We start from the raw sequence: 26,063 nt of genomic DNA on the forward strand, positions 1-26,063 counted from the left end.
GCGCAGCCGGTGCCATGCAGCGCGCTGGATTCTTCGCGGGTGAACCCGCTCCCACAGGTATTGCACCGGCCTTGTGAGCGACGCTGCACCTGGGGCAGCGGGCGTGCCCGCGAATAGGCCGGAACGGGCGGCCAATCGCTCAGCGCTTGCCGAGTATCTTGCCCAGCAGCTCCGGTCGCGGCGCTCCTTGCTGACTCTGCAGGTTGCCTTGCTCATCCTGATAGAAGATCGCCGGGGTCGCCTGCAGCCCCATTTCTTCCATCAATGCCATGTTCGCCGCCAGTTTCTGCTGCACCGCCTCCGGCACCTGCGCCAGCGGTTTCAACGTGCTGGCGTTGCCGGCCTTCTCGTGCTCGTGCAGTGCCTTGGCCGGGTCTTTCGCCGCCAGCAGCGCGGCCGACTTGCCTGGGCTGTCTTCGCGGATGATGCCGACCATGATATGGCGCAACTGCACCTTGCCCGACTCCACCCATGGCCGCGCCTGCTCCCAGAACATATTGCAGTACGGGCAGTTGGGGTCGCTGAACAGGTAGACCTTGCGTGGCGCGTCATCCTTGCCGTCGGCGATCCACGCGGTGTTCTCCATCTTCGCCCAGAGGGCCTTGCTCATCGGTGCATACACCAGCTGTTTCAGCGGCTCGGCGCTCAGGTCCTTGCCCTGCTCGTCGAACAGGCTGCCCACCAGCACATGCTTGCCGTCCGGGGTGAGGTACAGGGCCAGGGCATTGTTCTGGTACTGGGCGGCGTACCCGCGCAGGCCGTCGGGGGCATCGAAGCTGCCCTTGATCACGGCGCCCTTGGCTTGCAGTTGCTGAATCGCCTTGGGCAGCTCTTCGGCCTGCAAGCTCGGGGCAGCCAGCAGGGCCAGGGACAGGGGCAGCAGTGCAGTCAGTCGCATGTCAGTTTCCTTGTGCGGCAGGGGCGGGCGCGGTGGCCCGGTCGAAAGGTTCCAGGGCGTGACGCAGGCTGGCCCGCGACAGCTCGCCGAGGTGGCTGCCGATAAGCCGCCCGTCGGCGTCGTAGAACAGGGTGGTGGGCAGGGCCATGGAACCGACGCGCTGGGCCAGCAGGCCGGTACCATCGAACAGCACATGGGTCAGGCTCAGGCCGGTGGTGGCGAGGAAGGTGCTGACGTTCTCCGGGGTCTCGCCCTGGTTGACGAACAGGAAGGTCACATGCGGGTAATCGCCTTGTGCCTGCTGCAGCACCGGCATCTCGCGCCGGCAGGGCGGGCACCAGGTGGCCCAGAGGTTGATCACCAGCGGCTTGCCGCGGTAGCCGTGCAGCGCCACGGATTGCCCGGTAGCGTTGCGCAGGCTCAGCTCGGGCAGCTCGGTGCCCTTGCTGTACAAGTGCCCGGCGAGGCTGGCCAGGCCCCAGAACAGCGCGCCGCTGAACAGCGCCCAGCCCAGCGGGCGGCGCAGCCCGGGATGACGTCGGCCTTGCCACAGGGCGCCGAGCACGATGCCGGCAAGGCCCGACCAGAACAGGAAGCCGCCATCGCGGATGTCGATGATCTGCAGCGGGTCGTCCTGGTACATCGGCCAGTAGGCCAGCACGAAACCGGCGCGTGCGCACAGCAGGCCGATCAGGAACAGGTTGAACAGCGCCGATTCCGGGCTCTCCCCGCCACGCCGGGCCACCCACCAGCCGACCACACTGGCGACTACCAGGGCGGTGAGCATCAGCAGGTGGTTGAGGGCCATGGTCAGTGGCCCGAGGGTTACGGTCAGCATCAGCCTTGGCTCCTGGTCTGGGTCCAGTGTTGCAGGAACGCGGCTGCATCCACTTCACCGGTGAGGCGTCGTGCGCGGCGTTCGTCGCCTTCCGGGCCGATCCAGATGATGCTGGGCGGGCCTGGTACCTGATAGTGCTGCAACAACGCCTGACTGGCCGGGCTATCGGCGGTCACGTCCAGGCGCAGCAGGTGCACGCCAGCCAGGGTGGCCTGCACGTCGCTGCGGGCAAACACCGTTTTTTCCATGACCTTGCACGACACGCACCAGTCGGCATAGTAGTCGACCATCACCCACTGGCCACGCCCCTTGGCCGCCTCCAGTTCGCGTTGCAAGTCTTCGGGGCGGCTGACAGTGACGAAGACGTCTTCAACCTGCTGCCCGCTGGCTGGCGTGGCGCCGCCGATGAACGGGCGCAGCGGTTGCCAGAGATCGTCGCCACCGGCCGCCGCGCCCACCAGCAGCAGGCCGCCCCACAGGGCGCCCAGCAGCGGAACAGCGCGCAACGCCGGCAGCCGCTGCAGGGCCGGCCAGGCCGCCCAGGCCAGGGTGATCAGCAGCCCGCCGCTGAGGGCCAGCAGCAATGCGCTGGGCAGCAGGCTGCGCACGGTGTACAGCGCCATGCCCAGGAACACGAAGCCGAATACCCCCTTGACCCGGTTCATCCAGGCGCCAGGGCGCGGCAGATAGCGGTTGCCCAAGGTCACCAGCAACATCAACGGCACACCCATGCCCAGGCCAAGGCTGAACAACACCAGCGCCCCCTGCAGTACATCGCCGCTGTGGGCGATGTACAACAGTGCCCCCGCCAACGGGGCGGTCATGCACGGGCCCATCAGCAGCCCGGACAACCCGCCCAGCAGCGCCGCGCCATACAGGTTGCCGCCACGCGTGCCGCGCCCGGCGCGGTCGAGGCGGTCACGCAGGGCGGCGGGCAGCTGCAGTTCGAAGACGCCGAACATCGGCAGGGCCAGGATCACGAACAGCCCCGCCAGGCTGCCCAGCAGCCAGGGTTGTTGCAGCCAGGCCTGCAGGCTGGCGCCCAGCAACGCGGCGACCACGCCCAGGGCGGCGTATACCAGGGCCATGCTCAGTACGTAGACCCCGGCCAGCAGCCAGCCGCGCCGGGCGCTGGCGCCATTGCCTAGTACCAGCCCGGCGAGGATCGGCAGCATCGGCAGCGAACAGGGGGTGAAGGCCAGCAACAGGCCCAGGCCGAAGAACGCCAGCAGGCTCCAGGCCAGGTGGCTTTGCTGCAGGCCGCTGGCCAAGGCCTGGTCGCTGGCTTGCTCGGCTACGGGCGCCACGCTGCCACCGAGGTCGATCAACGTGGTCTGCGGTGGGTAGCACAGGCCCGCGTCGGCACAGCCTTGCCAACCCAGGCGCAGTTGGCCCTGGGCGTTGGCGGGCAGCAGCAGTTGCAGCTGGTCGCGGTACACCGCGCTGTCGCCGAAGAATTCGTCGTGGTGATTGAGGGCGGGTGGCAGCTGCGGGTGTTGCTCGACGGGCAGGCCATCGAATTTCAGGCGTTTCTGATACAGGTAGTAGCCTGGCTTGATCTGGAAATACAGGCGCATCTGGCCATCGGGCTGGCGCTCGTGGGTCAGCACGAAGGCCTGGTCGACCGGCAGGAAGTCAGGTTTGACATCGAACGGGTTGGCCTGCAACGGGCCGGCCAGGAGCAGTGTCAAGAAGAGCAGGAGGACGCGCATGTCTTCGCCTTGGCAGTACGTTGGAAGATGCCATGCTGGCCTGGGTCGATTAACCCAGGGTTAACCCTTGGTTCTGCAAGCGGCGGTCCGTTCCCCGGCGCGAAACAGCCAACGGTGCTTGCCATGCCGACACGGCAGTGGTTGCATTGCTCCATGATCCGGCTATCACGAGTTGCCCATGCCTGAGACGATAGGTAGCAAAACGTTTGACAGCCCTGCGATGGCCCTCGTGGCTAGTTCGCACACATGTCGGGTGCGGTCGTGAGTGTGGTCGCGCTGGTGCTGGCGGCAGGTAGTGCCAGGCGTTTTGGCGGCGACAAGCGCCGGGTGAAGCTGGCCGATGGTCGCAGCCTGCTGGCGCATAGCGTAGAGCGGGCTCGGGCAGCATTCGCTGACGTTCGCGTGGTGTTGCGCGCAGGCGAGCGGGGCGAGGATTTCGGCCTGGCGGGTGACTGCCGCATCGTCGCCAGCCCTGAGGCCGCCGCAGGCATGGGGCATAGCCTGGCTGCCGGTGCCAACGCGTTGCTCGACAGCCAGGCACAGGCGGTGGCCATTCTGCTGGGGGATATGCCTTGGATCGAACCGGCGACCCTGTGCCGGCTGGCCGAGGCAGCCAGCGCCTCGACCATCGTGTTGCCGCGGCATGCGGGGCAGCACGGGCACCCGGTGATCTTCGGGCGCGATTTCTGGCCGGCGTTGGGACGGCTGGGCGGGGATGAAGGGGCGCGGGCGCTGGTGCGCAGGCATCAAGGCTGCTGTGTGGTGGTTGAGGTGGATGATGCCGGGGTGTTGCTGGATGTGGATACGCCGGAAGGGCTGATGCAGGCCCGAAGCGTTCGCCACACCCACGACGAACCCCACCCCCGCCACAAAAGGCCCATAATCCCCCCTTAATCCGCCCAAGGTGCAATGTCAGCCACACCACTCCGGGAGCCCCACCATGCACGTTCTGCTCTGCGAGGACGACGACCTGATCGCCGCCGGCATCTGCGCCGGTCTCACCGCCCAGGGCCTGACCGTGGACCGGGTGGGCAATGCCGCCGACGCGCGGGCGATGCTGCAGGCCGCGCAGTTCGACGTGATGATCCTCGACCTTGGCCTGCCCGACGAAGACGGCCTCAGGCTGCTGCGCCGCCTGCGTCAACAGGGCGAAACGCTGCCGGTGCTGGTGCTCACCGCGCGTGATGCGGTCACCGACCGGGTCGATGGCCTGCAGGCCGGGGCCGACGATTACCTGCTCAAGCCCTTTGACCTGCGCGAGCTGGCCGCACGCCTGCACACCTTGTTGCGGCGGGTGGCCGGGCGCGCGGTGAATGTGATCGAGCACGGCCCGCTGTGCTACGACCCGAGTACCTGTGCGGCCACCCTGGCCGGGCAGCCGGTCGACCTCTCGCGCCGTGAGCAGGCCCTGCTCCAGGCGCTGCTGCAGAACCCCGGGCGGGTGCTATCCAGCGAACAGCTCAAAGACTGCGTGTACGGCTTCAGCGACGAGGTGGAGAGCAATGCCCTGAACGTGCATATCCACCACCTGCGGCGCAAACTGGGCAACGGCATCGTCGAGACCGTGCGTGGCCTGGGCTACCGCCTGGGCCCGGCGCAGGCGCCGGAAGAGGCCGCCTCATGAGCCTGCGGGTACGCCTGAGCCTGATCCTGGGCAGCGCCTTCGTGGTCATCTGGGTGCTGGCTGCCGCATGGATGCTGCGCGACCTGCGCCAGCAGATGATGTTTTCCCTCGACCAGCGCCTGGTGGCGTCGGCGCGCATGGTCGCCGGCCTGATCGACCAGCTGCCGCAACCGTTGACCGCCAAGGGCGAGGAGGCGCATTTTTCCGCCGACCAGTTCAGCGTGCCGGACGGCATGGCCTGCCAGGTCAGCTCGTTGCGTGGCGAAATCCTCGCCAGCAACCACAAGCACGATGGCGCCATGGACGACGAGCGCAGTGGCTTCCGTGACCAGACCATCGACGATGCACTGTGGCGCACCTTCACCTACAACCACGGCGACGTCCGCATCACCACGGCTGACCGGCACATGGAGCGCGAAGCGCTGAACCAGTCGATCCTGCTGGCCGCCTCGGCGCCGGTGCTGATGGCCCTGCTCGGTAGCCTGGGGCTGCTGTGGATCGGCCTGGGCAAGGGCCTGGAACCGCTCAACCGCATGCGCGATGCGTTGCGCCGCCGGCGGGCGGACAGTGTCGAGCCGCTGCAGGTGGCGGGCATGCCCAGCGAACTGCAGCCGTTGCTGGAAACCCAGAACCAGCTGTTCCTGCGCATTGCCCAGACGATCGAGCGTGAGCGGCGCCTGACCGACGATGCCGCGCACGAGCTGCGCAGCCCGCTGACGGCGATCAAGACGCACCTGCAGGTGGCGCGCATGACCGACGGAGCGGTGCGCGAGCAGGCACTGGCGCATGCCGAGCAGGGCGCCGACCGCATGCACCGCACGCTGGAGCAGTTACTGATGCTGGCGCGGGTGGAAGGCAGCCTGTCGTTCGAGGATGGCGTGCAGTGCAGCGCCGAGCAGGTGGCCCGGCAGGCGATGCAGGACGCTGGCGGCGACAACCGGCGTATCGTCTTGCGCCTGCCGGAAGAGGCTACCCAGGTCTATCTGGGCATGCCTGCCCCGCTGGCGGTGGCGGCGCTGCGCAACCTGCTGGACAACGCCTTGCGCCATGGTGGCGATGAGGCGGTGGAGCTGGAAGTGCAGATGAGCGACGGGCAGGTAGGCTTCATGGTGCGTGACCATGGGCCGGGAATTGCCGAGGCAGACCTTGAGCACTTGACCGAACGCTTCTGGCGGAATGGGCAAAGTGGTGGTTGCGGGTTGGGGCTGGCGATCGTGCAGGCGATCGTGCAGCGCTGTGCCGGTAGCCTGAAATTCGACAGCCGCAGTGATGGCTTGCGGGTTCTGTTGCAGGTGCCGGCACGTCGGGCCAGCTGATCTTCGCTGCCTGTGCTGGCCCTTTCGCGGGCACAGGCAACGTAAAAAAACGCGATAACCGTTAAATCCCTCCCGCATTCAAGCGTTTCTCAAGCGACACCCGCTCATTCGCTTGCTTGCGAGGAATTACCCCATGTCCACCGTTTCCAGCCTTGCCCAAGTCCCGTCGGCCAGCGCGCCGCGCCCATTGTACGCGTTCACCGATTCGCCGTTGCTGCAGCGCCAGCAGCAACAGGAGTCCAACGCCCGCAGCTACCCGCGTCGCATCCCGCTGGCGCTCAAGCGCGCCAGTGGCATTCATGTGGAGGATGTCGAAGGCCGCCAGTTCATCGATTGCCTGGCCGGTGCCGGGACCCTGGCGCTGGGCCATAACCACCCGGTGGTGGTCGAGGCGATCCAGCGGATACTGGCCGACGAGCTACCACTGCATACCCTGGACCTGACCACGCCAGTCAAGGACCGCTTTGTCCAGGACCTGTTCGGTGTCTTGCCCGAGGCATTGCGTCGTGAGGCCAAGGTGCAGTTCTGCGGCCCGACCGGCACCGATGCGGTGGAAGCGGCGCTGAAACTGGTGCGTAGTGCCACCGGCAGGAGCAACGTGCTGGCCTTCCAGGGCGCCTACCACGGCATGAGCCAGGGCGCGCTGAGCCTGATGGGCAGCCTTGGGCCGAAGCAGCCGCTGGGGGCCTTGCTGAGCAACGGCGTGCAGTTCATGCCATACCCCTACGATTACCGCTGCCCGTTCGGCCTGGGCGGTGCGGCCGGGGTCAAGGCCAACCTGCATTACCTGGAAAACCTGTTGCTCGACCCGGAAAGCGGCGTGCCGTTGCCCGCCGCGGTGATCCTCGAGGTAGTGCAGGGCGAGGGCGGGGTCATCCCGGCTGATATCGAATGGCTCAAGGGTGTGCGTCGGATCACTGAACAGGCCGGCGTAGCCTTGATCGTCGATGAGGTCCAGAGCGGCTTTGCCCGCACCGGGCGCATGTTCGCCTTCGAGCACGCCGGCATCCTGCCGGATGTGGTCACCCTGTCCAAAGCCATTGGCGGCAGCCTGCCCTTGGCGGTGGTGGTGTACCGCGACTGGCTGGACAGCTGGAAACCGGGTGCCCATGCCGGCACCTTCCGTGGCAACCAGATGGCCATGGCCGCGGGCTCGGCAGTGATCGGTTATATGGTCGAACAGCGCCTGGCCGAGCATGCCGAGGCCATGGGCCAGCGCCTGCGCAAGCACCTGCAGCAGTTGCAGAGGGACTATCCGGAGCTGGGCGATATCCGTGGCCGTGGGTTGATGATCGGGGTGGAGCTGGTGGGCGGCCAAGGGCAGCGGGATGCGCTTGGCCAACCGCAGGCCAACCGTGAGCTGGCGGTCAAGGTGCAGCGTGAGTGCCTAAAGCGCGGGCTGATCCTGGAGCTGGGCGGGCGCCATGGCGCGGTGGTGCGTTTCCTGCCGCCGTTGATCATCACTGGTGAGCAGATCGATGAAGTGGCACAGCGCTTTGCCGAGGCGGTGATTGCGTCTGTCTGAGTAAATGCCGGGGCCGCACAGCGGCCCCGGCAACCCCGGTTACCAGCCGCGCCCGGAATCCACCCAGAAGTTCACCGACAACGAGGTGGACACCGACTCTACCTGGTGGAACCAGCCCTCGGGCAGGAACAGCAGGTCCCCGGCTTGCAGCACCACGCGCAGGAACGGCACCTCGCGCGCCGCCGGGAAACGTTGGTAATCCGGCGCGTCGGGGTTGAAATCGCAGCCGTCCAGGCCGCCCTTGGGGCTGGTCGACCAGGTGCCCAGCGCCGGGCGATGGTGTGGCGCGGCAAGGATGAACGACTTCTGCCCCCAGACCTGGGCAAACAGGTTGTCGGTATCGTCGCGGTGCAAGGGCGTCAGGGTGCCCCTGGGGCCGATCCAGATGCGCGGCGCGATGAACTTGTCCCGGGCGAAATACGGCGGGTAGCGGATCAGTGTCAGCAGCTTTTCCGGCACGATGTTGTTGCCCATGTAGGCCGGGGTTTCGCCGGGCCTGGCCGGGGTGTCCAGCGAGGCGATGAAATCGGCCATGGAGGTGGAGCGGAAGTCGCGGTCGGTGGAGAACGTCTTCTGCACGTAGTCGCCGTGCCGGGTAATGCCTTGCAGTTCGGCGAAATGCACCAGCGAGGCCTCACGGCCCATGGTGAACAGCGGCCAGTCCTGCAGGGCATCGCTGATCACCAGCGGCGTGCCATGCACCAGGTAGTCGTTGTGGAAGCGCGCCAGGGGCATGTCGGCGCGGGCGATGCGGGCCACTTCGCGCTGCACGGGTTGGCCCGCCGATACCCTTTCGCTGAAGCGTGCCGGCGTCGGGTAGCGCTGGTTCATCGCTACCTTGGTCGTCGTCACCCCGCGGCGGGCGTTGCTGATGATCTGCGGCAGCAGGGTGGCCAGGCCCATGTTGCCGGTGATCTTCAGGCGCGCGCTGGCGAACAGCTCTTCCACGTTGGCCGTGCCGCCCATGATGCCGAGGAAATCGCGTTCGGCCACTTCAATGGTGACGTCCGGGGCTCTGTGCCGGCCAGCGCCGGTGTGGCTGCTGTCGCGTACCTCCGACCAGAAGGCCTGGTCCTGGTCGAAGACGAACTGGAAGACGCCCTCGATGCCGACGGCATGGGCGTTGGCGAACAGTTTGCTGAGGATGCTCTGAAGGTCCACGGTATGCCTCTGGCGGTTTTTCGGTGTGCAAGGATGACGAGTGCCTGGGCCAATGATTTAGCGGTATGGGCGGGTAATTTTTCGCTGCGCAGCTACGTCCCGTAGGGGAGCCCGAGTCACTTTGTTCACCAAGGAACCCACATGGCACTGCACCCTGATCTGGCGGCTTTTCTGGAACTGGTCGAATTCGGCCGGCTGACGGGCAGGAGCCTGCCCATGCATGCGATGGACGTGACCCAGGCCCGTGCCGAGTTCGAAAGCAGCTCGCAGGTACTCGACCCAAGCCCACCGGGCCACGTCATGGTCAGCGCGCTGCAGGTCAGCGCGCGTGACGGTACCTGCCTGGCTGCCCGGTTGTACCGGCAGGACCAGGCCGCGGCCGACTTGCAGCCGGTAATCCTGTACCTGCACGGTGGCGGCTACGTCGTTGGTAGCCTCGACTCGCATGATTCGGTGTGCCGCCGCCTGGCTGCCCTGGGCGAGTTCGCGGTACTGGCTGCGGACTACCGGTTGGCACCGCAGCAGCAGTTTCCGGTGGCGTTGCACGATGTGCTGGACACTGCCAACTGGCTGGCCGAACGGGCAGCGGCGCTGGGGCTGGACAAGCGCCGAATAGTGCTGGCGGGAGACAGTGTGGGGGCCAGCCTGGCAGCGGTCATGGCCATCATGGCGGTCGAGCAGCCCGAGGCGCTGGCGTTCAAGCCGCTGGCGCAATTGCTGTTCTATCCGGTGACCGATATGGCCTGCCAGCGTGATTCGCATCACCAGCATGCCGAGGGCTACCTGCTGGAGACGCCAACCCTGGAGTGGTTCTACCGGCACTATGTGCCGCAGCCTGAACAGCGCCTGGACTGGCGGGTGTCGCCGTTGCGCTCGACCCTGCGTGAAGCCTTGGCGCCAGCGTATCTGTTCGTGGCCGAGTACGACCCGTTGCACGATGAAGGCATTGCCTATCGAGACTGGCTGCTGGCCAGTGGCACGCCGGTGCGCTTCGCGCGGGTGGAAGGTTTGACCCATGACTTTCTGCGCATGTCGGGGATCGTGGGCCAGGTAGGGGACATTTATCGGGATGTCGGCGAGTGGTTGCAGGTGATCGGGGGCCGTGGCTGACGCGAGATTGCCGGGGCGCGTTGCGCCCCTTCCGCGACACAGAGGTCTCACCCACGAAGCCGTCGCCCCAACACCTCCACCAACCGCTCGATCTCGGCCTCGGTGTTCAACAGCCCCGGTGCCGTGCGCACCACTGGCCCCACATCCCGCGACACCGCATCGACCACGATGCGCTGGCTATTGAGATGTCGGGCGACCTCGTCGGCATCCTGCCCCTTGACCCTGAAGAAGGTGAACCCCGCCGAATACCGTGCACTGCGCGGCGTCACCAGTTCGACCCCCGGCAGTGCCTCAAGCCGTTGCCTGAGCTGCCCATTGAGCCCGTGAATCCGCGCCTGCACTGCCGCCTTGCCCAGCTGCAGATGCAATTCGAACGCCTTGCCCAGCGCCCAGCGGTGCTCGAACGCGTGGTAGCCACCCGGCGTCATCACGGTGGCAAAGTCCTCGTTCTCGGAAAAGGTGGCAATGGTCGGGGTCAGTTGCTCCAGCCCGGTGGACGCCGCACAGATGATCCCGGTACCGCGTGGCCCGAACAGCCACTTGTGGGTGCCGGCAATGAAGTAATCGCAATTGAGGTCGGCAAAGCGCATGTCTTCGACGCCAAAGCCATGTACGCCATCGATCACGTAGATGATCCGGTCCTGCGCGTCACGCTGGCGATTGACCTCGCGGACCAGGGCGCCGATCTCGCCTGCCGGCAGTTTCACGCCACTGCCCGAGTGCACCCAGGTCATGCCCAGCACTCGGGTCTGCGGCCCGATGGCGGCAGCGATGGTGCTCAGAACCTGGTCGCTGCTGACCTTGGCGGGGTCTTCGAACAAGCGCAACCGGCGCACTGGGGTGCCGTCGCGCATGGTGCGAAAACCCATGGTATGGCGGGCGGCTGAATGCTCATGCACGGTGGTGAGAATTTCCTGCCCCGGCGCGATCTTCAGCCCGCCATAGATCAGCCCAAGGCCTTCCGTGGTGCTGCCGGTCAGGGCAATCTGGCGGGGCGTCACTTCGAGGTAGCGAGCCGCCCACTCACGTACGGCGGCTTCGTGCTTCCACTCCGACTGGCTGTCCCAGTCCACCAGGCGCGCCGGGTGATGGTCGAAGCGGGCGCGCAGTGCCTCGATGGCTTCGCGCACCGGGCGTGGGTGCGAGGTGATCAGAAAGTTGGCGAAGTGGGCGTACGCAGGGTCCAGCTCGAACAGGTCGCGAAATGCGGCCCAGTCGTTGCCAGTGGCTGCTTGCGCAGGCGCCCCGTGTGCCGCTGGCAGCAGCGCGCCGGGGCCGGCCAGGGGCAGCGCGGCAGCCAGCAGGCCGGCCTGCTTGAGAAAGGTGCGACGGTCGTTCATCGAGTGGCTCGCCAGGGTCAGGGGAATGAGCGGGTGACAGGTTGCGCGGCGCGTTGTACCTGCTCCCACACCCGCAGGAAATTGCCGCCCCAGAGCTTGGCAATGTCCGCTTCGGAGTAGCCGCGGCTGATCAGTTCGGCAGTGACATTGCGCGCCTCGCTGGCGTTCTGCCAGCCGTCGATGCCGCCGCCTTCGTTGAAGTCCGAGCTGAGGCCGACATGGTCGATGCCGACCTTGCGCACCGTATAGTCGATGGCGTCGCCGTAGTCCTTGAGGGTGGCTGGGGGCTCTTCTTCGAGGATGCCGTACAGCTGGTTCGCATACTGGCCGACCTTCTGCTCGGGCCAGCCGGCGATCACCGGGTCGCCCGGCATCAGTGCGTAGTTGAGGTCGGCCAGTGGTGGCAGGGCGTAGCGGGCGCGCAATGCGTTGAGTTTGCCCTGGGTCTTGCTGCTCAGCGGCTTGAGGTAGGTGGAAAACGCCACCAGCTGGACCACGCCGCCGCTGTCCTTGATCAGCTGCAGCTCCTTGTCGGAGAGGTTGCGCCTGATGTCGACCATGGCCCGTGGCGCCGAGTGCGACGCCACCACGGGCGCGCGACTGAGGGCAACGGCCTGGGCCAGTGCCTTGCTGGACATCTGCGATACATCGATGATCACCCCCAGGTCATTCAACCGTTGCACGGCGCGCTTGCCGATTGGTGACAGGCCGCCCAGAGCATCGGCAGTGTCATTGAAGAACGGCAGCGGGCGCGAGGAATCGGCCCAGCTGTTGTTGCCCACATAGCTGAAGCCGAACATGCGTACCCCGCGTGATGCCCAGCGGTCGAGCTGGGCGAGGTCGTCACCCAGGGCGTAGGCGTTGAGCATGCTGAGCAACACCGCGAATTTGCCTTCGCCGTGCAGGCGCCGGAAGTCTTGCGGGGTGTAGGCGATGCCGACCTGTTGCGGGAAGTCGCGGACCATGGCGGTGATGGCGTTGTAGCGCACCTCCTGGGTATGCCGGGCGGCTTCGACGAAGCCCGGGGTAGGGCGGTGCGGGCCAGTGTTGCCGGTCCACGATTCGGGCCAGGCGAATATCGTCAGGGCCGCGCCAGACAAACGCCCGCGTGCGGCCTTGGCCAGGTCGAAGCGGCCGTCGCCGTCCTTGTCCGCCTCACTGCCTTCGGTACCGAAGGTCAGTGGCAAAGTGACGTGGCTGTCGAACGAGAGGATGCGTTCCTGCAGGTCGTTGGCCTGGCGGGTCACCTCCCTGGAATAGCCGGCGGGCAGGGCGAAATAGTGCCAGGCGGCAAACCCGGCGCCAGCGGTAACCGCAGTGGCCAGGCTGATAAACAGGGCTTTCTTCCAGCGTGAAGTCGTCATCTTGGTCTCAGTAGGTTCACCGTCGAGGGATGGGCACAGAGGCCGCCGCTACCTGCAGTGAACGAGCTCGCCACCCGGAAATTTAACGCTTGCAGTGGCTGCGCAGCAGCCCGATATACAGGCTGCGAGGGGATAAATTTCATCGACGTTGCAACGTTCTAGCCTTGGACGGGCCGTGCTCCATGGCCGCAAGAATGCACAGGTATGCAATGACGATTTCCCGACGCGGTTTCATCGCCGGTGTGGCATTGACGGGCGTGGTGGTGCCCGCTGCGGTGGGGGCGCTGTATCGCCAGCGCCAGCGCGCCGCCGAGGCATTTCCGGAAACCCCTGGCGAGGCCGTTGTCGAGTTGGCCGATACCGGTCTGCAGCAGTTGGGCGATACCCTGCGCGGCATCTGGCGCTGGACCCAGCTGGGCGAGGAGGCCGGCCTGCAGGGTTTGCCGGCGGGAGACCTGGAGCTGTTCCTTGACGTTGCTGCCAATGGCCGTGCCCTGCGCGGCTATCTGGATACCCCCGAGCGCCTGCGTGCGGAGGCGGAACCGCGCTACTGTGTGGTCGGTGACCTGCTGGCGGACACGCCGGGCACCTTGCGCTGGCGGCTGTTTTCGTCCCAGGCGCGCTATGAATGCCATGTCGTGCTCGACGAGGTATGGGGCCGCTTCGGCAACGCCGGGCCGGCGACCCTCAATGGGCGCATTGCGCGCCTGGACCGGGCGTTGTCGTTGCCGGTGCAGGACAACCATTTCCTGGCCTTGAAACGCAGCTTCCCGGAAGCCCGTGAACGGACCCCGCTGAACCCGCAGCTGCTGGCCTGGCTGATCACTGCGGAGCATCGCCTGTTTCACCAGCTGTGGCACGCCTCGCGGGACAAATGGCACAAGCTGGCCAAGGACAAGCAGGGCGCGCTGCGTGGCCTGGGCTGGCAACCCGGGCCACGCGACCGCGAGCGTGATGCGCGAGGTCGGTACAAGGACCGCAATGGCTCGGGTGAGGACTTCCTGTTCATGCACCGGCATATGCTTGGCAGCGCTCGGGCGTTGCAGGACCTGCCTTCCTGGCCGCGCTTCCCGCTGCCGCAGCCGGAACTGGAGCGCGACCGCGCAGGGTTCGCTCGCTACTTCGACAACCATGACGGCAATGCCCTGCCGCCCACGTGGCTGACCGATGATGACGCCGACTACACCCTGTGGGTACGCAACATCAAGACCGCGGATACCTTCCACGGCAACTTCCAGGTCTGGGAGTCGCGCTATACCGACCCCGAGTACCTGAGCACGCTGACCCTGGCGCAGTTCGGCTCGGAACTGGAGCTGGGCCTGCACGACTGGTTGCACATGCGCTGGGCATCGGTGCCGCGCGACCCCGCCAATGGCATGCCCGTGCCGACGGCGCGCACGCCGGATGATTTTGCCGAGCGCTGGTTCGCTGCGCAGAACGACTTCCTCGGGGACCCGTTTTCATCCCACGTGAACCCGGTGTTCTGGCGCTTTCATGGCTGGATCGACGACCGCATCGAGGATTGGTTCGACGCCCATGAGCGGTTGCACCCCGGCGAGGTTCGGCGCCTGCAGGTCAACGGTGTGCCGTGGTTCGCGCCAGGGCGCTGGGTGGCAGTGGCGGACCCGTGGTTGGGACCGGATACGCATGGCTGCTCGACGGTACCGGGATTACGGCCTGGGCGCAGCGTGGAGATGGACCCGGAAACGATGAAGCTGGCATTGCGCATCATCTACAGCGATGACGGCCTGTTCGACAAGTTGCGGCCCAGGGTGCCACAGCGGCCGTGGTATGCGCGCAACCTGAGGGTGTAGGCGCGGCTGGCACGCGAAGCTGGCGCGGTGCAGGTCGCTTCTACAATGGGTCGCTTGCTGGAGCGAGTTGCCAGCCCCCGCCCAATGCCTTGTACAACGCCACGCTCGCCTGCAACCGCGCCAGGCGCAGTTGTGCCTGCTGGTCCTGCGCCACATACCAGGTGCGCTGGGTTTCCAGCACGCTCAACAAGGTTTCCGCGCCTGCACCATAACGCCGCTGTGCCAGGTCGAATGCCAGCCATGCTTGCTGCACTTCCTCATCCTGCCACTGGCGCTGGCGGTCCACGCCGTCGATCGCATTGAGCGCCTTCTCGACATCGGCAAAAGCGGCCAGGATGCTGCTGCGGTAGGTTTCCAGCAGTTCCGCCTGTTCGGCTTCGGCCAGTTCACGTGCGGCACGCAGTCGGCCGTTGTTGAAGACCGGGGCGACCAGGCCGCTGGTGAGGGTGTAGTAGGCGCTGTCGAACAGGTGGGCAAAGGTGTCGGCGCCCGCCCCCAGGTTGGCGCCGAGGGTGAGCTTGGGCAGCATGGCCGCGCGGGCGACTTGCACATTGGCGCTGGCAGCGGCCAGGCGCGCTTCGGCTGCGGCAATGTCCGGTCGGCGAGCAAGCAGTTCGCTGGGCACGCCGCTGGCGATTGCCGGCCAGTGCAGGCTGGTGATCGCTTCCTGGCTGGTGGGCAACGACTGCACCGGGTCGCCGAGCAGGGTCGCCAGGGTGACCCGGCTGTCCTGCCACTTCTGTTCCAGCAACGGCAGCTGGCGTTGCTGCGCGGCCACCAGGCTGCGCTGCTGGGCCAGCTCCAGGCGCGTGGCGGAGCCGCTGCGCTGGCGCGCTTCGACCAGGCCCAGGACGTCCTGGGCATTGCGCAGGTTCAGGCGGGCGATGCGCAGCTGTTCTGCCAGGGCCAGCCCCTGCAGGTAACTGTCGGCTACTGCACTGACCAGGGTCAGCTCAACGGTCTGGCGGTCGAAACGGCTGGCATCCAGGTTGCGCAGGGCATGTTCGCGGGTCGCGCGCAGGCCGCCCCAGAAGTCGATTTCGTAGCTGGCGCTGAGCTGCACGTCGAACGAGGTGCTGGTCGGTTCGCTGCGGCTGACGTCAAGCTGGTCGTTGCCCTCGCCGTGCAGCAGGCGTTGGCGGCTGCCGTCCAGGCCGAGCTTCAGCTCCGGCAGCAACGGCGCCCCGGCCATGGCCGCGCGGGCCTGGGCCTGGCGCACCCGCGCCGTGGCGGCAGCCAGGTCGTGGGCATTGTCCAGGGCATGTTGCACCAGGCGCTCCAGCTCGCGGCTGGCGAAGGCTTGCCACCACTGTGTCGTCGGCGGTTGTGCCGAGGCTGATGCGGCTGCGCCTTGCCAGGCGAAGGGGGCGGTCAGGTCGCTGGCAGGAGTGGTTGGCGTGCTGCAGGCGGCGAGGCACACGCACAGGGGCAACAGGCTGAGGCGGCTAGGCAGAGTCATGGATTATTCGCTGGTAAGGGCTTTGACCGGGTCGAGGCGGGCGGCCTTGCGCGCGGGCATGAAGCCGAACACGATGCCGGTGACCACGGCGCAGGCAAAGGCGCCGAGCATGGCAGGCAGGGCGAAGGCCACCGCCACATCTGCCAGCATCAGGCCGGCGCCGATGGCCAAGGCCAGGACGATTCCGGCAAGGCCGCCGACCATCGACAGCATCACCGCCTCGCTGAGAAATTGCCGCAGGATGTCGCGCTGGCGTGCCCCGGTGGCCATGCGGATACCGATTTCGCGGGTGCGCTCGCGCACCGTCATCAGCATGATGTTCATCACGCCGATGCCGCCCACCAACAGCGAGATCGCGGCAATCGCTCCCAGCATCAACGACAGGCTGTTCTGCGTGCGTGCTTCGGCCTGGATCAGTGCCGCGTCGTTGGTCAGCTCGAAGTCCTGCCGCCCGTTGTGGCGCTGGCGCAGCAGCTGGTCGATGGCCGCTTCGGTTTCGCCGACCCGTGCGGAGTCGAGGGCGGCGACGGCAATGTAGTCCGGGTCGCGCTGGCCGAACAGGCGGATAGCTGCTGCGGAGTAGGGCACCACGATGCGCCCGTCGCTGTCCTGGTCGCCGGAGCTGGCCCCTTTGCCAGCCAGAATGCCGACCACCTGGAACGGTACATTGCCGATCAGCAGGTACTGCCCAAGCGGGTCGTGCCCTGGGTCGAGCATCTTTTCCCGCACTTTCTGGCCGATCACCGCCACTGCCGCGGCGTTGGTTTCATCGTTATCGGTGTAGAAGCTGCCGTGCACCGCCGGCCAGTTGAAAATCTCGGGGAAGCGGGTGTTGTTGCCGCCCACATAGAACCGCTGGCTGTTGTTGCCGTGGCGCACCATCATCTTTTCTCCGAGTACCGGCATCACGTGCCTGACCTGCGGCAATTGGCCAATGGCGGCGACATCGTCGAGGCTGATGGTGCCAGCCTGCTCGCCCAGGCTCGCCGGCTTGCCATTGAGGTAGAGGATGTTCGAGCCAAAGGCGGCCATTTGCGCCATGACCTGGCGTTTGCTGCCTTCGCCCACGGCCAGCATCACCACCACCGAAGCAACGCCGATGACGATGCCCAGCAGGGTCAGCGCGGTACGGAAGCGGTTGACCCACATCACCCGCCAGGCGGCCTGCAAGGCTTCGAACAATTCGCCCCGCCACGCCCCGCGCAAGGTCGCGCCGCGGTCCAGGCGCTGACGCAACTGGTCGGCCTGCAGCCCTCGGCCAGTGTCGAGCGGGGCCTGTACGCTGGCCGAATCGCTGACGACCAGGCCGTCGCGGATCTCGATCACTCGCTGCGCCCGCGCCGCGACGTTGCGGTCGTGGGTGATCAGGATGATCACGTGGCCTTGGCCGGCCAGCTCATCGAGCAACGCCATCACCTCGGTGCCGCTATGGCTGTCGAGCGCGCCGGTGGGTTCGTCGGCAAGGATGATATGGCCGCCGTTCATCAACGCCCGGGCGATCGATACCCGCTGCTGCTGGCCGCCGGACAACTGATGCGGGCGGTTGCCGGTGCGGCTGGCCAGGCCCAGGCGGCCGAGCAGGGCGCTGGCGCGGGCGTGGCGTTCGGGAGCGGCGATACCGGCATAGATGGCCGGCATTTCCACGTTTTCCTGGGCCGAAGCCGCGGGGATCAGGTGGTAGCCCTGGAATACGAAGCCGAACGCTTCGCGGCGCAACCAGGCCAGCTCGTCGCCGCCTAACTCGGCCACGTCCTGGCCGGCGAAGCGATAGTGGCCGGAGGAGGGGCGATCGAGGCAACCGAGGATATTCATGAGCGTCGATTTGCCGGAGCCAGAAGCGCCGACGATGGCGACGAACTCACCGGGGTAAATGCGCAGGCTGATGCCATGCAGGATATCGACCTTGGGGGTGTCGACGCCGCCGTAGGATTTACGGATGTCGATCAGTTCGATCAGCGGTGTGCTCATTCAGCCTCCGCTGATGCCAGGGGCGCCGATGACCAGGCGTTCGCCTTCATTCAGGCCGTCCAGTACCTGCACCCGCAGGCGGTCACTGAGCCCTGTGCGCACCTGGCGCTGTTCCAGCTTGCCGTCACGGGTCAGTACATGTGCCAGGCGCAGGCCCTCGGCATCGTCCAGCGCTGCCCGTGGTACGGTCAGCACCTGGCTGGCCTTGCCTGCGACGAAGAACACCTGGGTGGTCATCTCGGCCATCAGCGCACCGTCCGGGTTGTCGACGTCCAGCAGCACGCTGTACTGCACCACCTGGTTGCCGGCGCTGCCATTGCTGACGCTGGCCGGGCTGCCGCCACCCTGGCTGGCCTGTTCCAGCGGCTTGGGCGGCACCGGCAACACCTGGCGCACGGTGCTGGTCCAGCGACGCTTGCCCCCGGCCAGGGTGGTGAAGTACGCGGTCATGCCGGGCTTGACCTGGCCGATGTCGGCCTCCGATACCTGGGCCCATACCGTCATTGGCGAGAGCCTGGCGATGCGCAGGATCAACGGGGTATGCTGCTGGGCGTTGAGGGTTTGCCCCTCGCGGGCATCCACCGCCACCACGGTACCGTCCATGGGCGCGTAGATGCGTGTGTAGCCCAGCTCGGCCTCGTCGCTGCGCAGGCTGGCCTGGGCCTGGCGGATCTGCGCCTGGAACATGTCGATGCGCGCCTGGGTGACTTTGAGCTGGGCGGCGGCGGTTTGTACGTCCTCGTCGCGGGTGGCGCCAGCAGCGGCCAGGTCACGTTGGCGCTTGAGCTGCTGACGTGCCAGCTGGAACTGCGCGCGTTGTTCGGCCAACTGGGCCTTGAGGTTGTCGATCGAGTAACGGCCGGCATCCAGCCGGGCCTGCTGGGTCGAGGGGTCGATTTCGACCAGCAGCTGGCCTTTGCGCACCGTGTCGCCAACCTCGACGTGCAGGGTATGGATCTGCCCGGACGCCTGGGCCCCAACATCCACGTAGCGCCTTGGTTGCAGGGTGCCCAGCGCGGTTACGCTGCTTTCGATGTCGGCGCGTGTCACGGCGACCGTGCTGAACGGCTGTGCGCCATAGGGCAGGGTCTTCCAGGCCAGCAGGCTGCCAAGGCCGAGGAGGCCCAGGCTCGTGAGCAGCACCCGGCGACGGATATTGGTTAAAGGTCTCATGCAGACGTCCAGCCGTGGGGGTGCCAGATAGACGAAAGCGGCAGGGGGGGGATTTAGTGGATATCGTATGGGGCTGCCAGGCGCTGAATCTCTGCAGCCATACCCTTGTTGCTGAGAATAATTATAATTTGTAAGATCGCAGGTTGACATCACTCGGTCCTGCAGCTGGCTGAAAGGGCTTTCCGGCCCGGCTGGCAGGACGATCTCAGGTAACGTCGTGGAACATTACTATCGCGAACTGGTGGGCTTCCTCTCAGCGCGCCTGGGCAGTCGCCAGGCCGCTGAAGATGTGGCGCACGATGCTTACCTGCGCGTGCTGGAACGCACTGACGGCAAGCGCATCGAGCACCCGCGTGCCTTCCTTTACCGCACCGCGCTCAACCTGGTGGTCGACCGCCACCGGCGGCACCTGGTACGCCAGGCCGAGCCGCTGGAGGTGCTGGACAGCGACGAACGCTGGCACACCCCGGCGCCGGCGCATGACATGCAGCTCGACCAACGCCTGGCGCTGATGCAGCGTGCCCTCGATGAACTGGGCAAGGTCTGCCGTGACTGCTTCTTGCTGCGCAAGCTCGATGGCCTGTCGCACCAGCAGATTGCCGAGCACCTGGGCATTTCCCGCAGCCTGGTGGAAAAGCACATCGTCAACGCCATGAAGCACTGCCGGGTGCGCATGCGCGAATGGGAATGCTGATTGCCGGGTTAGCGGCGAATGAAAAAATCCATCGGCTCGTCACTTGATTTCTGCATCTTTCCCGGCTTCTATCAAAGAAGACCCCTGCCAGGCTCGGACTTGGCAGTAGCCGCCACTGGCGCAGTATGGTCATGGAGCCTACCCATTACCCCACTGCCCAGGCCCGACCATGGCAAACAAGACCCTGCGCATCCTCATCGCCGATGCAAACCCGTGCCAGCGCCTGCAACTGGAGCGGCTGCTCAATGGCCTGGGCTACTACCGGATAGCCCCCGTGGACAGCTTCGAGGAGCTGCAGCGCCTGGTGCTGTGTGCTCTGCAGCCTTTTCACCTGCTGCTGGGCAATATCGAACTGGCCAGCCATGCCGGAGTTGATCTGGAACGCTTCTGCCGCGTCAGCCCGCAGATCCAGCACGCCCTGCTGTATCACACCACCCAGGTGGCCGTGCCGTCGGTGCCACATACCGAGCGCCAGGCCGTCAGCCTGAGCCTGCCGCAGGTGCCCGATAACGATGCGCTGGAGGCGTTCATGGCGATCATCGATACGCCGCTGCAGGTCGGCAAGCTGCCGCTGCCGGGCTCCCTGCCAGCGGCACCGGGGCGGTCCCTGGGGCGTGCCAACTTCTCCTACACGGTGTTCAGCCGCTAGCGTTGCCGCAGGCGGGGCAAGGGGGCAGCGATTTGCTATCCTCTTGCCCTTTGCCGACTTTCGCGGACCCTGCCATGACTGCCAACGATACCGCTTACCCGCCCCGGTTCAGCCGCGGCGATCACCGGACCCTGGGCCTGGCGGCGTTGGGCGGCGCGCTCGAAATCTACGATTTCATCATTTTCGTGTTCTTTGCGCTCACCCTCAGCCAGCTGTTCTTCCCGCCTGAAATGCCCGAATGGCTGCGCCTGCTGCAAAGCTTCGGGATTTTCGTCACCGGCTACCTGGCGCGGCCGCTGGGTGGCATCCTGATGGCGCACTTCGCGGACCATCTTGGGCGCAAGCGGGTCTTCAGCCTGAGCATCCTGATGATGGCCCTGCCTTGCCTGCTGATCGGCGTGATGCCGACCTACGCCGACATTGGCTATGCCGCGCCGCTGATCCTGCTGGCCCTGCGTATACTGCAAGGCGCGGCAGTAGGCGGCGAGGTGCCCAGCGCCTGGACCTTCGTCGCCGAGCACGCACCCGCTGGCCGGCGCGGATACGCTTTGGGCTTCCTGCAGGCCGGGCTGACCTTCGGCTACCTGCTGGGGGCACTGACTGCGACCCTGCTCGCGCAGCTGTTCACCGCGCAGGAAATTCTCGATTACGCCTGGCGCTACCCGTTCCTGCTGGGTGGGGTGTTTGGTGTGATCGGCGTGTGGCTGCGCCGCTGGCTCAGCGAAACCCCGGTGTTCCTCGCCCTGCGCGCGCGCCAGGCGCAGCCGGTGAGCTTTCCGCTGCGGCGGGTGCTGGGCGAACATCGCCGGGCGTTGATCCCGGCGGCGCTGCTGACTTGTGTGCTGACCTCCGCCGTGGTGGTGCTGGTGGTGATTACACCGACGGTGATGCAGCAACGCTTTGGCATGACAGCCGGGCATACCTTTGCCTTGAGCAGCATCGGCATTGTGTTCCTCAACATCGGCTGCGTGCTGGCCGGTCTGCTGGTCGACCGCGTCGGCCCCTGGCGCGCGCTGATGTTCTACAGCCTGCTGCTGCCGCTGGGCATCGGCGTGTTGTACGCCAGCCTGGTGGGGCAGTGGGGCATGACCTGGCTGGCCTATGCGCTGGCCGGCCTGTGCTGTGGCGTGGTGGGAGTGGTGCCGTCGGTGATGGTCGGGTTGTTCCCGGCCGAGATCCGTGTGTCGGGTATTTCCTTCACTTACAACGTGGCCTATGCGCTGTGGGCCAGTACCACGCCGCTGGCGCTGATTGCATTGATGCCGTGGAGCCCTTGGGTGTGCGCCGGGTTTTGCCTGATCATGGGCGCGGTGGGGTTGTTGACGGCGTTGTACTTCGGGCGGCGTGAGTCGCTGGCGTTTGCAGCGGAGCCGATGCCGATCCTGTGTGCGGACAAATAGCTTTGTTGCTGTACTGGCTAGCCGGCGACGAGGCTGTCAGCGGCAAAACAGAAAGCCCCCGGTTCGTGAAAACCGGGGGCTTTTCATTACCGCAAGGGCAGGGGGTTACATGTTCGGGTAGTTCGGCCCACCAGCGCCTTCAGGGGTGACCCAGGTGATGTTCTGGGCCGGGTCCTTGATGTCGCAGGTCTTGCAGTGTACGCAGTTCTGCGCGTTGATCTGGAAGCGCTTGCTGCCGTCTTCCTGGCTGACCACTTCGTACACCCCGGCCGGGCAATAGCGCTGCGCCGGCTCGTCGTACAGCGGCAGGTTGCTGGCGATCGGGATGTTCGGGTCGGTCAGCTTCAGGTGGCAGGGTTGCTCCTCTTCGTGGTTGGTGCTGGAGAGGAATACCGAGCTGAGCTTGTCGAAGCTGAGTTTGCCGTCCGGTTTCGGGTAGTCGATCTTCTGCGCATCGGCCGCCAGCTTCAGGCAGGCGTAGTCCGGCTTGGTGTCGTGCAGGGTGAACGGCAGCTTGCCACCGAACCAGTTCTGGTCCACATAGTTGAATGCTGCGCCCAGCAGCGGGCCGAACTTGTGCATGGCCGGGCCGAAGTTGCGGCTGGCGAACAGTTCTTCGTAAAGCCAGCTGGCCTTGAAGGCGCTGACATAGCCGTTCAACTGGTCACCGCCTTCGCTGCCGGCGATCAATGCATCGGCCACTGCTTCGGCGGCCAGCATGCCGGACTTCATCGCGGTGTGGCTGCCCTTGATCTTGGCTACGTTCATGGTGCCAAGGTCGCAGCCGATCAGGGCGCCGCCGTTGAAGACCATCTTCGGTAGCGAGTTGATACCGCCCTTGGCCAGGGCGCGAGCGCCGTAGCTGATCCGCTTGCCGCCTTCGAGGTACTGGCTGATCACCGGGTGGTGCTTCAGGCGCTGGAATTCATCGAACGGCGAAAGGTACGGGTTGGCGTAGGACAGGTCGACGATCAGGCCGACGACTACCTGGTTGTTTTCCAGGTGATAAAGGAACGAACCACCGGTGTTGTCCTTGGCCATTACATCCAGCGGCCAGCCGGCGGTGTGCACCACCAGGCCCTGTTCGTGCCTGGCCGGGTCGATTTCCCAGATTTCCTTCAGGCCGATGCCGTAGTGCTGGACGTCGGCTTCACTGTCGAGGTTGAAGCGCTTGATCAGTTGCTTGCCGATGTGGCCACGGCAGCCTTCGGCAAACAGGGTGTACTTGGCGCGCAGTTCCATGCCCGGGGTGTACAGGCCGTCTTTCGGGTTGCCTTCGCGGTCGACGCCGAGGTCACCGGTGATGATGCCGCGGACTACGCCGTTGTCATCGAACAGGGCTTCCTGGGCAGCGAAGCCCGGGTAGATTTCCACGCCCAGGTTCTCCGCCTGCTGGGCCAGCCAGCGGCACAGGTTGCCCAGGGAGATGATGTAGTTGCCCTGGTTGTGCATGGTCTTGGGCACGAACAGGTCAGGCACCTTGGTCGAGCTGCCGGCATCCTTGAGCACGTAGATGTCGTCGCGCTTCACTTCGGTATTCAGTGGTGCGCCGAGGGCTTTCCAGTCGGGGAACAGCTCGTTCAGGGCACGGGGCTCGAACACCGCGCCAGAGAGGATATGGGCGCCGACTTCAGAGCCTTTTTCCACCACGCAGACGCTGATTTCGCTACCGGCTTCGGCGGCCTTCTGCTTCAGGCGGCAGGCGGCTGACAGGCCTGCCGGGCCGGCGCCGACGATGACCACGTCGAATTCCATGTACTCGCGTTCCACTGGTTCTCTCCTACTCATCAAGGCTCGTGCTGTTGCTTGGTCTTATGGGTGCGCGGGGGCATTCGCAGCGGTTCTACGCAACGGCGGAACTGTAGCTGGGCAAATGACGAACTACACCGTTTTGTCTTGGCCGCGCATTATATCTACACCACTTGGCGGGTCCAATACAAACGTTTGTTTGAATTTGCCGCAGGCCAGTAAAATCGCAGGAACGCGGCTGGAGGATGACCCATTTGCCGTATTGACCGGATTGGGTGTTACGGTCAAGATACGAGCGGTTTTACGTTCGCCGTAGGCTTGCAGCCGGGCGCAGGTACACCTCTAAAGACCAGCTGTGGAGCAGGGTTCTGCGGCCTCCGGCCGGTTTGTAGTGGAGTTTACACGCCACGACAGGAAATGACCCGTGAGTATTTGACGCAAGCGTCCGGACAAGACTGTTCGGTCACTCTCAAGTTACTGCCTCCCGGTACGTTTTTAGAGGTGCCCTTGTACCCACGCGCATCGCCGGGCAATGACCCCAGGCGACTATCTATTCACCGGAGAGTAACGAGGAATCCATGAAGGTTCTTGTAGCTGTCAAACGAGTGGTCGACTACAACGTCAAGGTTCGCGTCAAGGCGGACAACTCCGGCGTCGACCTTGCTAACGTCAAGATGTCCATGAACCCCTTCTGCGAAATCGCCGTGGAAGAAGCCGTGCGCCTGAAAGAAAAGGGCGTTGCCAGCGAGATCGTCGTGGTCTCCGTCGGCCCGGCCACTGCCCAGGAACAACTGCGTACCGCCCTGGCCCTGGGGGCCGACCGCGCCATCCTGGTCGAAGCTGCCGACGAACTGAATTCCCTGGCCGTGGCCAAGGCGCTGAAAGCCGTTGTCGACAAGGAGCAGCCGCAACTGGTCATCCTCGGCAAGCAGGCCATCGACAGCGACAACAACCAGACCGGCCAGATGCTGGCGGCGTTGACCGGCTTTGCCCAGGGCACCTTCGCCTCCAAGGTGGAAGTGGCTGGCGACAAGCTGAACGTCACCCGTGAAATCGACGGCGGCCTGCAGACCGTGGCCCTGAATCTGCCGGCCATCGTCACCACCGACCTGCGCCTGAACGAGCCACGTTACGCGTCGCTGCCGAACATCATGAAGGCCAAGAAGAAGCCGCTGGAAACCGTCACTCCAGACGCGCTGGGCGTTTCCCTCGCCTCCACCAACAAGACCCTGAAGGTTGAAGCCCCGGCTGCCCGCAGCGCCGGTATCAAGGTCAAATCGGTGGCCGAACTGGTCGAGAAGCTGAAGAACGAAGCGAAGGTAATCTAAATGACTATCCTGGTTGTCGCTGAATACGAAAACGGTGCCGTAGCCCCGGCCACCCTGAACACTGTTGCCGCTGCCGCCAAGATCGGTGGTGATATCCATGTGCTGGTCGCTGGCCAGAACGTGGGCGGCGTTGCCGAGTCTGCTGCCAAGATCGCTGGCGTGGCCAAGGTGCTGGCTGCCGACAACGCAGCCTATGCACACGTCCTGCCGGAAAACGTCGCGCCGCTGATCGTCGAACTGGCCAAAGGCTACAGCCACGTGCTGGCCCCGGCCACCACCAACGGCAAGAACATCCTGCCGCGCGTTGCCGCGCTGCTGGACGTGGACCAGATCTCCGAGATCATCTCGGTGGAGTCCGCCGATACCTTCAAGCGCCCGATCTATGCCGGTAACGCCATTGCCACCGTGCAGTCGAGCGCAGCCATCAAGGTCATCACCGTACGTACCACCGGCTTCGACGCCGTGGCTGGCGAAGGTGGTTCGGCTGCCGTTGAAGCGGTTGGCGCGGCACACAACGCCGGCATCTCGGCCTTCGTTGGCGAAGAGCTGGCCAAGTCCGACCGCCCGGAACTGACCGCTGCCAAGATCGTCGTTTCCGGTGGCCGTGGCATGGGCAACGGTGACAACTTCAAGCACCTGTACAGCCTGGCCGACAAGCTCGGTGCTGCCGTCGGCGCTTCGCGCGCCGCCGTCGATGCCGGCTTTGTGCCAAACGACATGCAGGTTGGCCAGACCGGCAAGATCGTTGCGCCACAGCTGTACATCGCCGTTGGTATCTCCGGTGCGATCCAGCACCTGGCCGGCATGAAGGACTCCAAGGTGATCGTGGCGATCAACAAGGACGAGGAAGCGCCGATCTTCCAGGTTGCCGACTACGGCCTGGTCGCCGACCTGTTCGAAGCAGTTCCGGAGCTGGAAAAGCTGGTCTGATCCGCCTGCTT

21 protein-coding genes are annotated in these 26,063 nt (G+C 65.6%); 11 read left to right on the forward strand and 10 right to left on the reverse strand.

Translation table 11 applies throughout. The annotated features are described in order from the left end of the window. Positions 1 to 139: 139 nt before the first annotated feature. The 3 genes from dsbG to dsbD are packed head-to-tail and all read right to left on the reverse strand — an operon-like array spanning position 140 to position 3,448. Positions 140 to 898, reverse strand: coding sequence for a thiol:disulfide interchange protein DsbG (dsbG, locus tag HU760_RS08685; RefSeq protein WP_186674821.1), 759 nt, complete (start codon positions 896 to 898; stop codon positions 140 to 142). A gap of 1 nt (position 899) precedes the next feature. Then, positions 900 to 1,736 (reverse strand): TlpA disulfide reductase family protein, encoded by an 837-nt coding sequence (locus tag HU760_RS08690; RefSeq protein WP_186674820.1) that lies wholly within the window; start codon positions 1,734 to 1,736, stop codon positions 900 to 902. After that, the gene (dsbD, locus tag HU760_RS08695; protein WP_186674819.1) at positions 1,736 to 3,448 is read right to left on the reverse strand and encodes a protein-disulfide reductase DsbD; all 1,713 of its coding nucleotides are present in this window, start codon (positions 3,446 to 3,448) and stop codon (positions 1,736 to 1,738) included. The genes HU760_RS08690 and dsbD overlap by 1 nt, the downstream gene beginning before the upstream one ends. Positions 3,449 to 3,709: 261 nt before the next feature. On the opposite strand from dsbD, the gene HU760_RS08700 reads away from it, so the two are divergent. The 4 genes from HU760_RS08700 to HU760_RS08715 all read left to right on the forward strand — a co-directional run bounded on the left by HU760_RS08700 (position 3,710) and on the right by HU760_RS08715 (position 7,913). Further along, entirely contained in the window at positions 3,710 to 4,342 is a 633-nt protein-coding gene (locus tag HU760_RS08700) for a nucleotidyltransferase family protein (RefSeq protein ID WP_186674818.1), read from the forward strand. Positions 4,343 to 4,388: 46 nt separating this feature from the next. Further along, complete coding sequence (locus tag HU760_RS08705; RefSeq protein WP_186674817.1) at positions 4,389 to 5,072, forward strand: response regulator; 684 nt, start codon at positions 4,389 to 4,391, stop codon at positions 5,070 to 5,072. Continuing rightward, positions 5,069 to 6,388: an ATP-binding protein gene (locus tag HU760_RS08710; protein WP_186674816.1), complete on the forward strand. Its 1,320-nt coding sequence runs from the start codon at positions 5,069 to 5,071 to the stop codon at positions 6,386 to 6,388. The genes HU760_RS08705 and HU760_RS08710 overlap by 4 nt, the downstream gene beginning before the upstream one ends. Positions 6,389 to 6,521: 133 nt before the next feature. Continuing rightward, positions 6,522 to 7,913: an aspartate aminotransferase family protein gene (locus HU760_RS08715; RefSeq protein ID WP_186674815.1), complete on the forward strand. Its 1,392-nt coding sequence runs from the start codon at positions 6,522 to 6,524 to the stop codon at positions 7,911 to 7,913. 39 nt (positions 7,914 to 7,952) lie between these two features. On the opposite strand, the gene HU760_RS08720 is transcribed toward HU760_RS08715, so the two are convergent. Continuing rightward, entirely contained in the window at positions 7,953 to 9,074 is a 1,122-nt protein-coding gene (locus HU760_RS08720; protein WP_186674814.1) for a cupin-like domain-containing protein, read from the reverse strand. A 141-nt stretch (positions 9,075 to 9,215) separates the two neighbouring features. Between HU760_RS08720 and HU760_RS08725 the strand changes: the two genes are divergently transcribed. Beyond that, complete coding sequence (locus HU760_RS08725; RefSeq protein ID WP_186674813.1) at positions 9,216 to 10,184, forward strand: alpha/beta hydrolase; 969 nt, start codon at positions 9,216 to 9,218, stop codon at positions 10,182 to 10,184. Positions 10,185 to 10,231: 47 nt separating this feature from the next. Here HU760_RS08725 and pvdN read toward each other — a convergent pair whose 3' ends face one another. Continuing rightward, positions 10,232 to 11,524 (reverse strand): pyoverdine-tailoring periplasmic protein PvdN, encoded by a 1,293-nt coding sequence (gene pvdN / locus HU760_RS08730; protein WP_186674812.1) that lies wholly within the window; start codon positions 11,522 to 11,524, stop codon positions 10,232 to 10,234. Positions 11,525 to 11,541: 17 nt separating this feature from the next. Then, positions 11,542 to 12,888, reverse strand: coding sequence for a pyoverdine-tailoring dipeptidase-like protein PvdM (pvdM, locus tag HU760_RS08735; protein ID WP_186674811.1), 1,347 nt, complete (start codon positions 12,886 to 12,888; stop codon positions 11,542 to 11,544). Positions 12,889 to 13,097: 209 nt separating this feature from the next. Between pvdM and pvdP the strand changes: the two genes are divergently transcribed. Continuing rightward, positions 13,098 to 14,702 (forward strand): pyoverdine maturation tyrosinase PvdP, encoded by a 1,605-nt coding sequence (gene pvdP, locus HU760_RS08740; protein WP_186674810.1) that lies wholly within the window; start codon positions 13,098 to 13,100, stop codon positions 14,700 to 14,702. A 40-nt stretch (positions 14,703 to 14,742) separates the two neighbouring features. Here the strand turns inward: pvdP and HU760_RS08745 are convergent, their stop codons facing one another. The 3 genes from HU760_RS08745 to HU760_RS08755 are packed head-to-tail and all read right to left on the reverse strand — an operon-like array spanning position 14,743 to position 19,302. Then, complete coding sequence (locus HU760_RS08745) at positions 14,743 to 16,161, reverse strand: efflux transporter outer membrane subunit (protein ID WP_186674809.1); 1,419 nt, start codon at positions 16,159 to 16,161, stop codon at positions 14,743 to 14,745. Between the two features lie 3 nt (positions 16,162 to 16,164). After that, positions 16,165 to 18,129: a MacB family efflux pump subunit gene (locus HU760_RS08750; RefSeq protein WP_186674808.1), complete on the reverse strand. Its 1,965-nt coding sequence runs from the start codon at positions 18,127 to 18,129 to the stop codon at positions 16,165 to 16,167. Beyond that, positions 18,130 to 19,302, reverse strand: coding sequence for an efflux RND transporter periplasmic adaptor subunit (locus tag HU760_RS08755; protein WP_186674807.1), 1,173 nt, complete (start codon positions 19,300 to 19,302; stop codon positions 18,130 to 18,132). A gap of 217 nt (positions 19,303 to 19,519) precedes the next feature. Here HU760_RS08755 and HU760_RS08760 point away from each other — a divergent pair, with 217 nt between their 5' ends. From HU760_RS08760 to HU760_RS08770, 3 genes are all read left to right on the forward strand, one after another. Continuing rightward, positions 19,520 to 19,996: a sigma-70 family RNA polymerase sigma factor gene (locus HU760_RS08760; RefSeq protein WP_186674806.1), complete on the forward strand. Its 477-nt coding sequence runs from the start codon at positions 19,520 to 19,522 to the stop codon at positions 19,994 to 19,996. Between the two features lie 169 nt (positions 19,997 to 20,165). Next, entirely contained in the window at positions 20,166 to 20,645 is a 480-nt protein-coding gene (locus tag HU760_RS08765; RefSeq protein WP_186674805.1) for a histidine kinase, read from the forward strand. Positions 20,646 to 20,719: 74 nt separating this feature from the next. Further along, positions 20,720 to 22,045 carry an MFS transporter gene (locus HU760_RS08770; RefSeq protein WP_186674804.1) on the forward strand — a complete coding sequence of 442 codons (1,326 nt, stop codon included), beginning with the start codon at positions 20,720 to 20,722 and terminating at the stop codon, positions 22,043 to 22,045. 105 nt (positions 22,046 to 22,150) lie between these two features. Here HU760_RS08770 and HU760_RS08775 read toward each other — a convergent pair whose 3' ends face one another. Further along, positions 22,151 to 23,833 carry an electron transfer flavoprotein-ubiquinone oxidoreductase gene (locus HU760_RS08775; protein ID WP_186674803.1) on the reverse strand — a complete coding sequence of 561 codons (1,683 nt, stop codon included), beginning with the start codon at positions 23,831 to 23,833 and terminating at the stop codon, positions 22,151 to 22,153. A gap of 539 nt (positions 23,834 to 24,372) precedes the next feature. Between HU760_RS08775 and HU760_RS08780 the strand changes: the two genes are divergently transcribed. Together HU760_RS08780 and HU760_RS08785 are read left to right on the forward strand one after the other, a co-directional pair. Continuing rightward, positions 24,373 to 25,122: an electron transfer flavoprotein subunit beta/FixA family protein gene (locus HU760_RS08780; protein WP_015271101.1), complete on the forward strand. Its 750-nt coding sequence runs from the start codon at positions 24,373 to 24,375 to the stop codon at positions 25,120 to 25,122. Beyond that, positions 25,123 to 26,052 carry an electron transfer flavoprotein subunit alpha/FixB family protein gene (locus HU760_RS08785; RefSeq protein WP_186674802.1) on the forward strand — a complete coding sequence of 310 codons (930 nt, stop codon included), beginning with the start codon at positions 25,123 to 25,125 and terminating at the stop codon, positions 26,050 to 26,052. Positions 26,053 to 26,063 lie beyond the last annotated feature (11 nt).

Source organism: Pseudomonas oryzicola (genome assembly GCF_014269185.2).
Taxonomy (GTDB): Bacteria; Pseudomonadota; Gammaproteobacteria; order Pseudomonadales; family Pseudomonadaceae; genus Aquipseudomonas; species Aquipseudomonas oryzicola.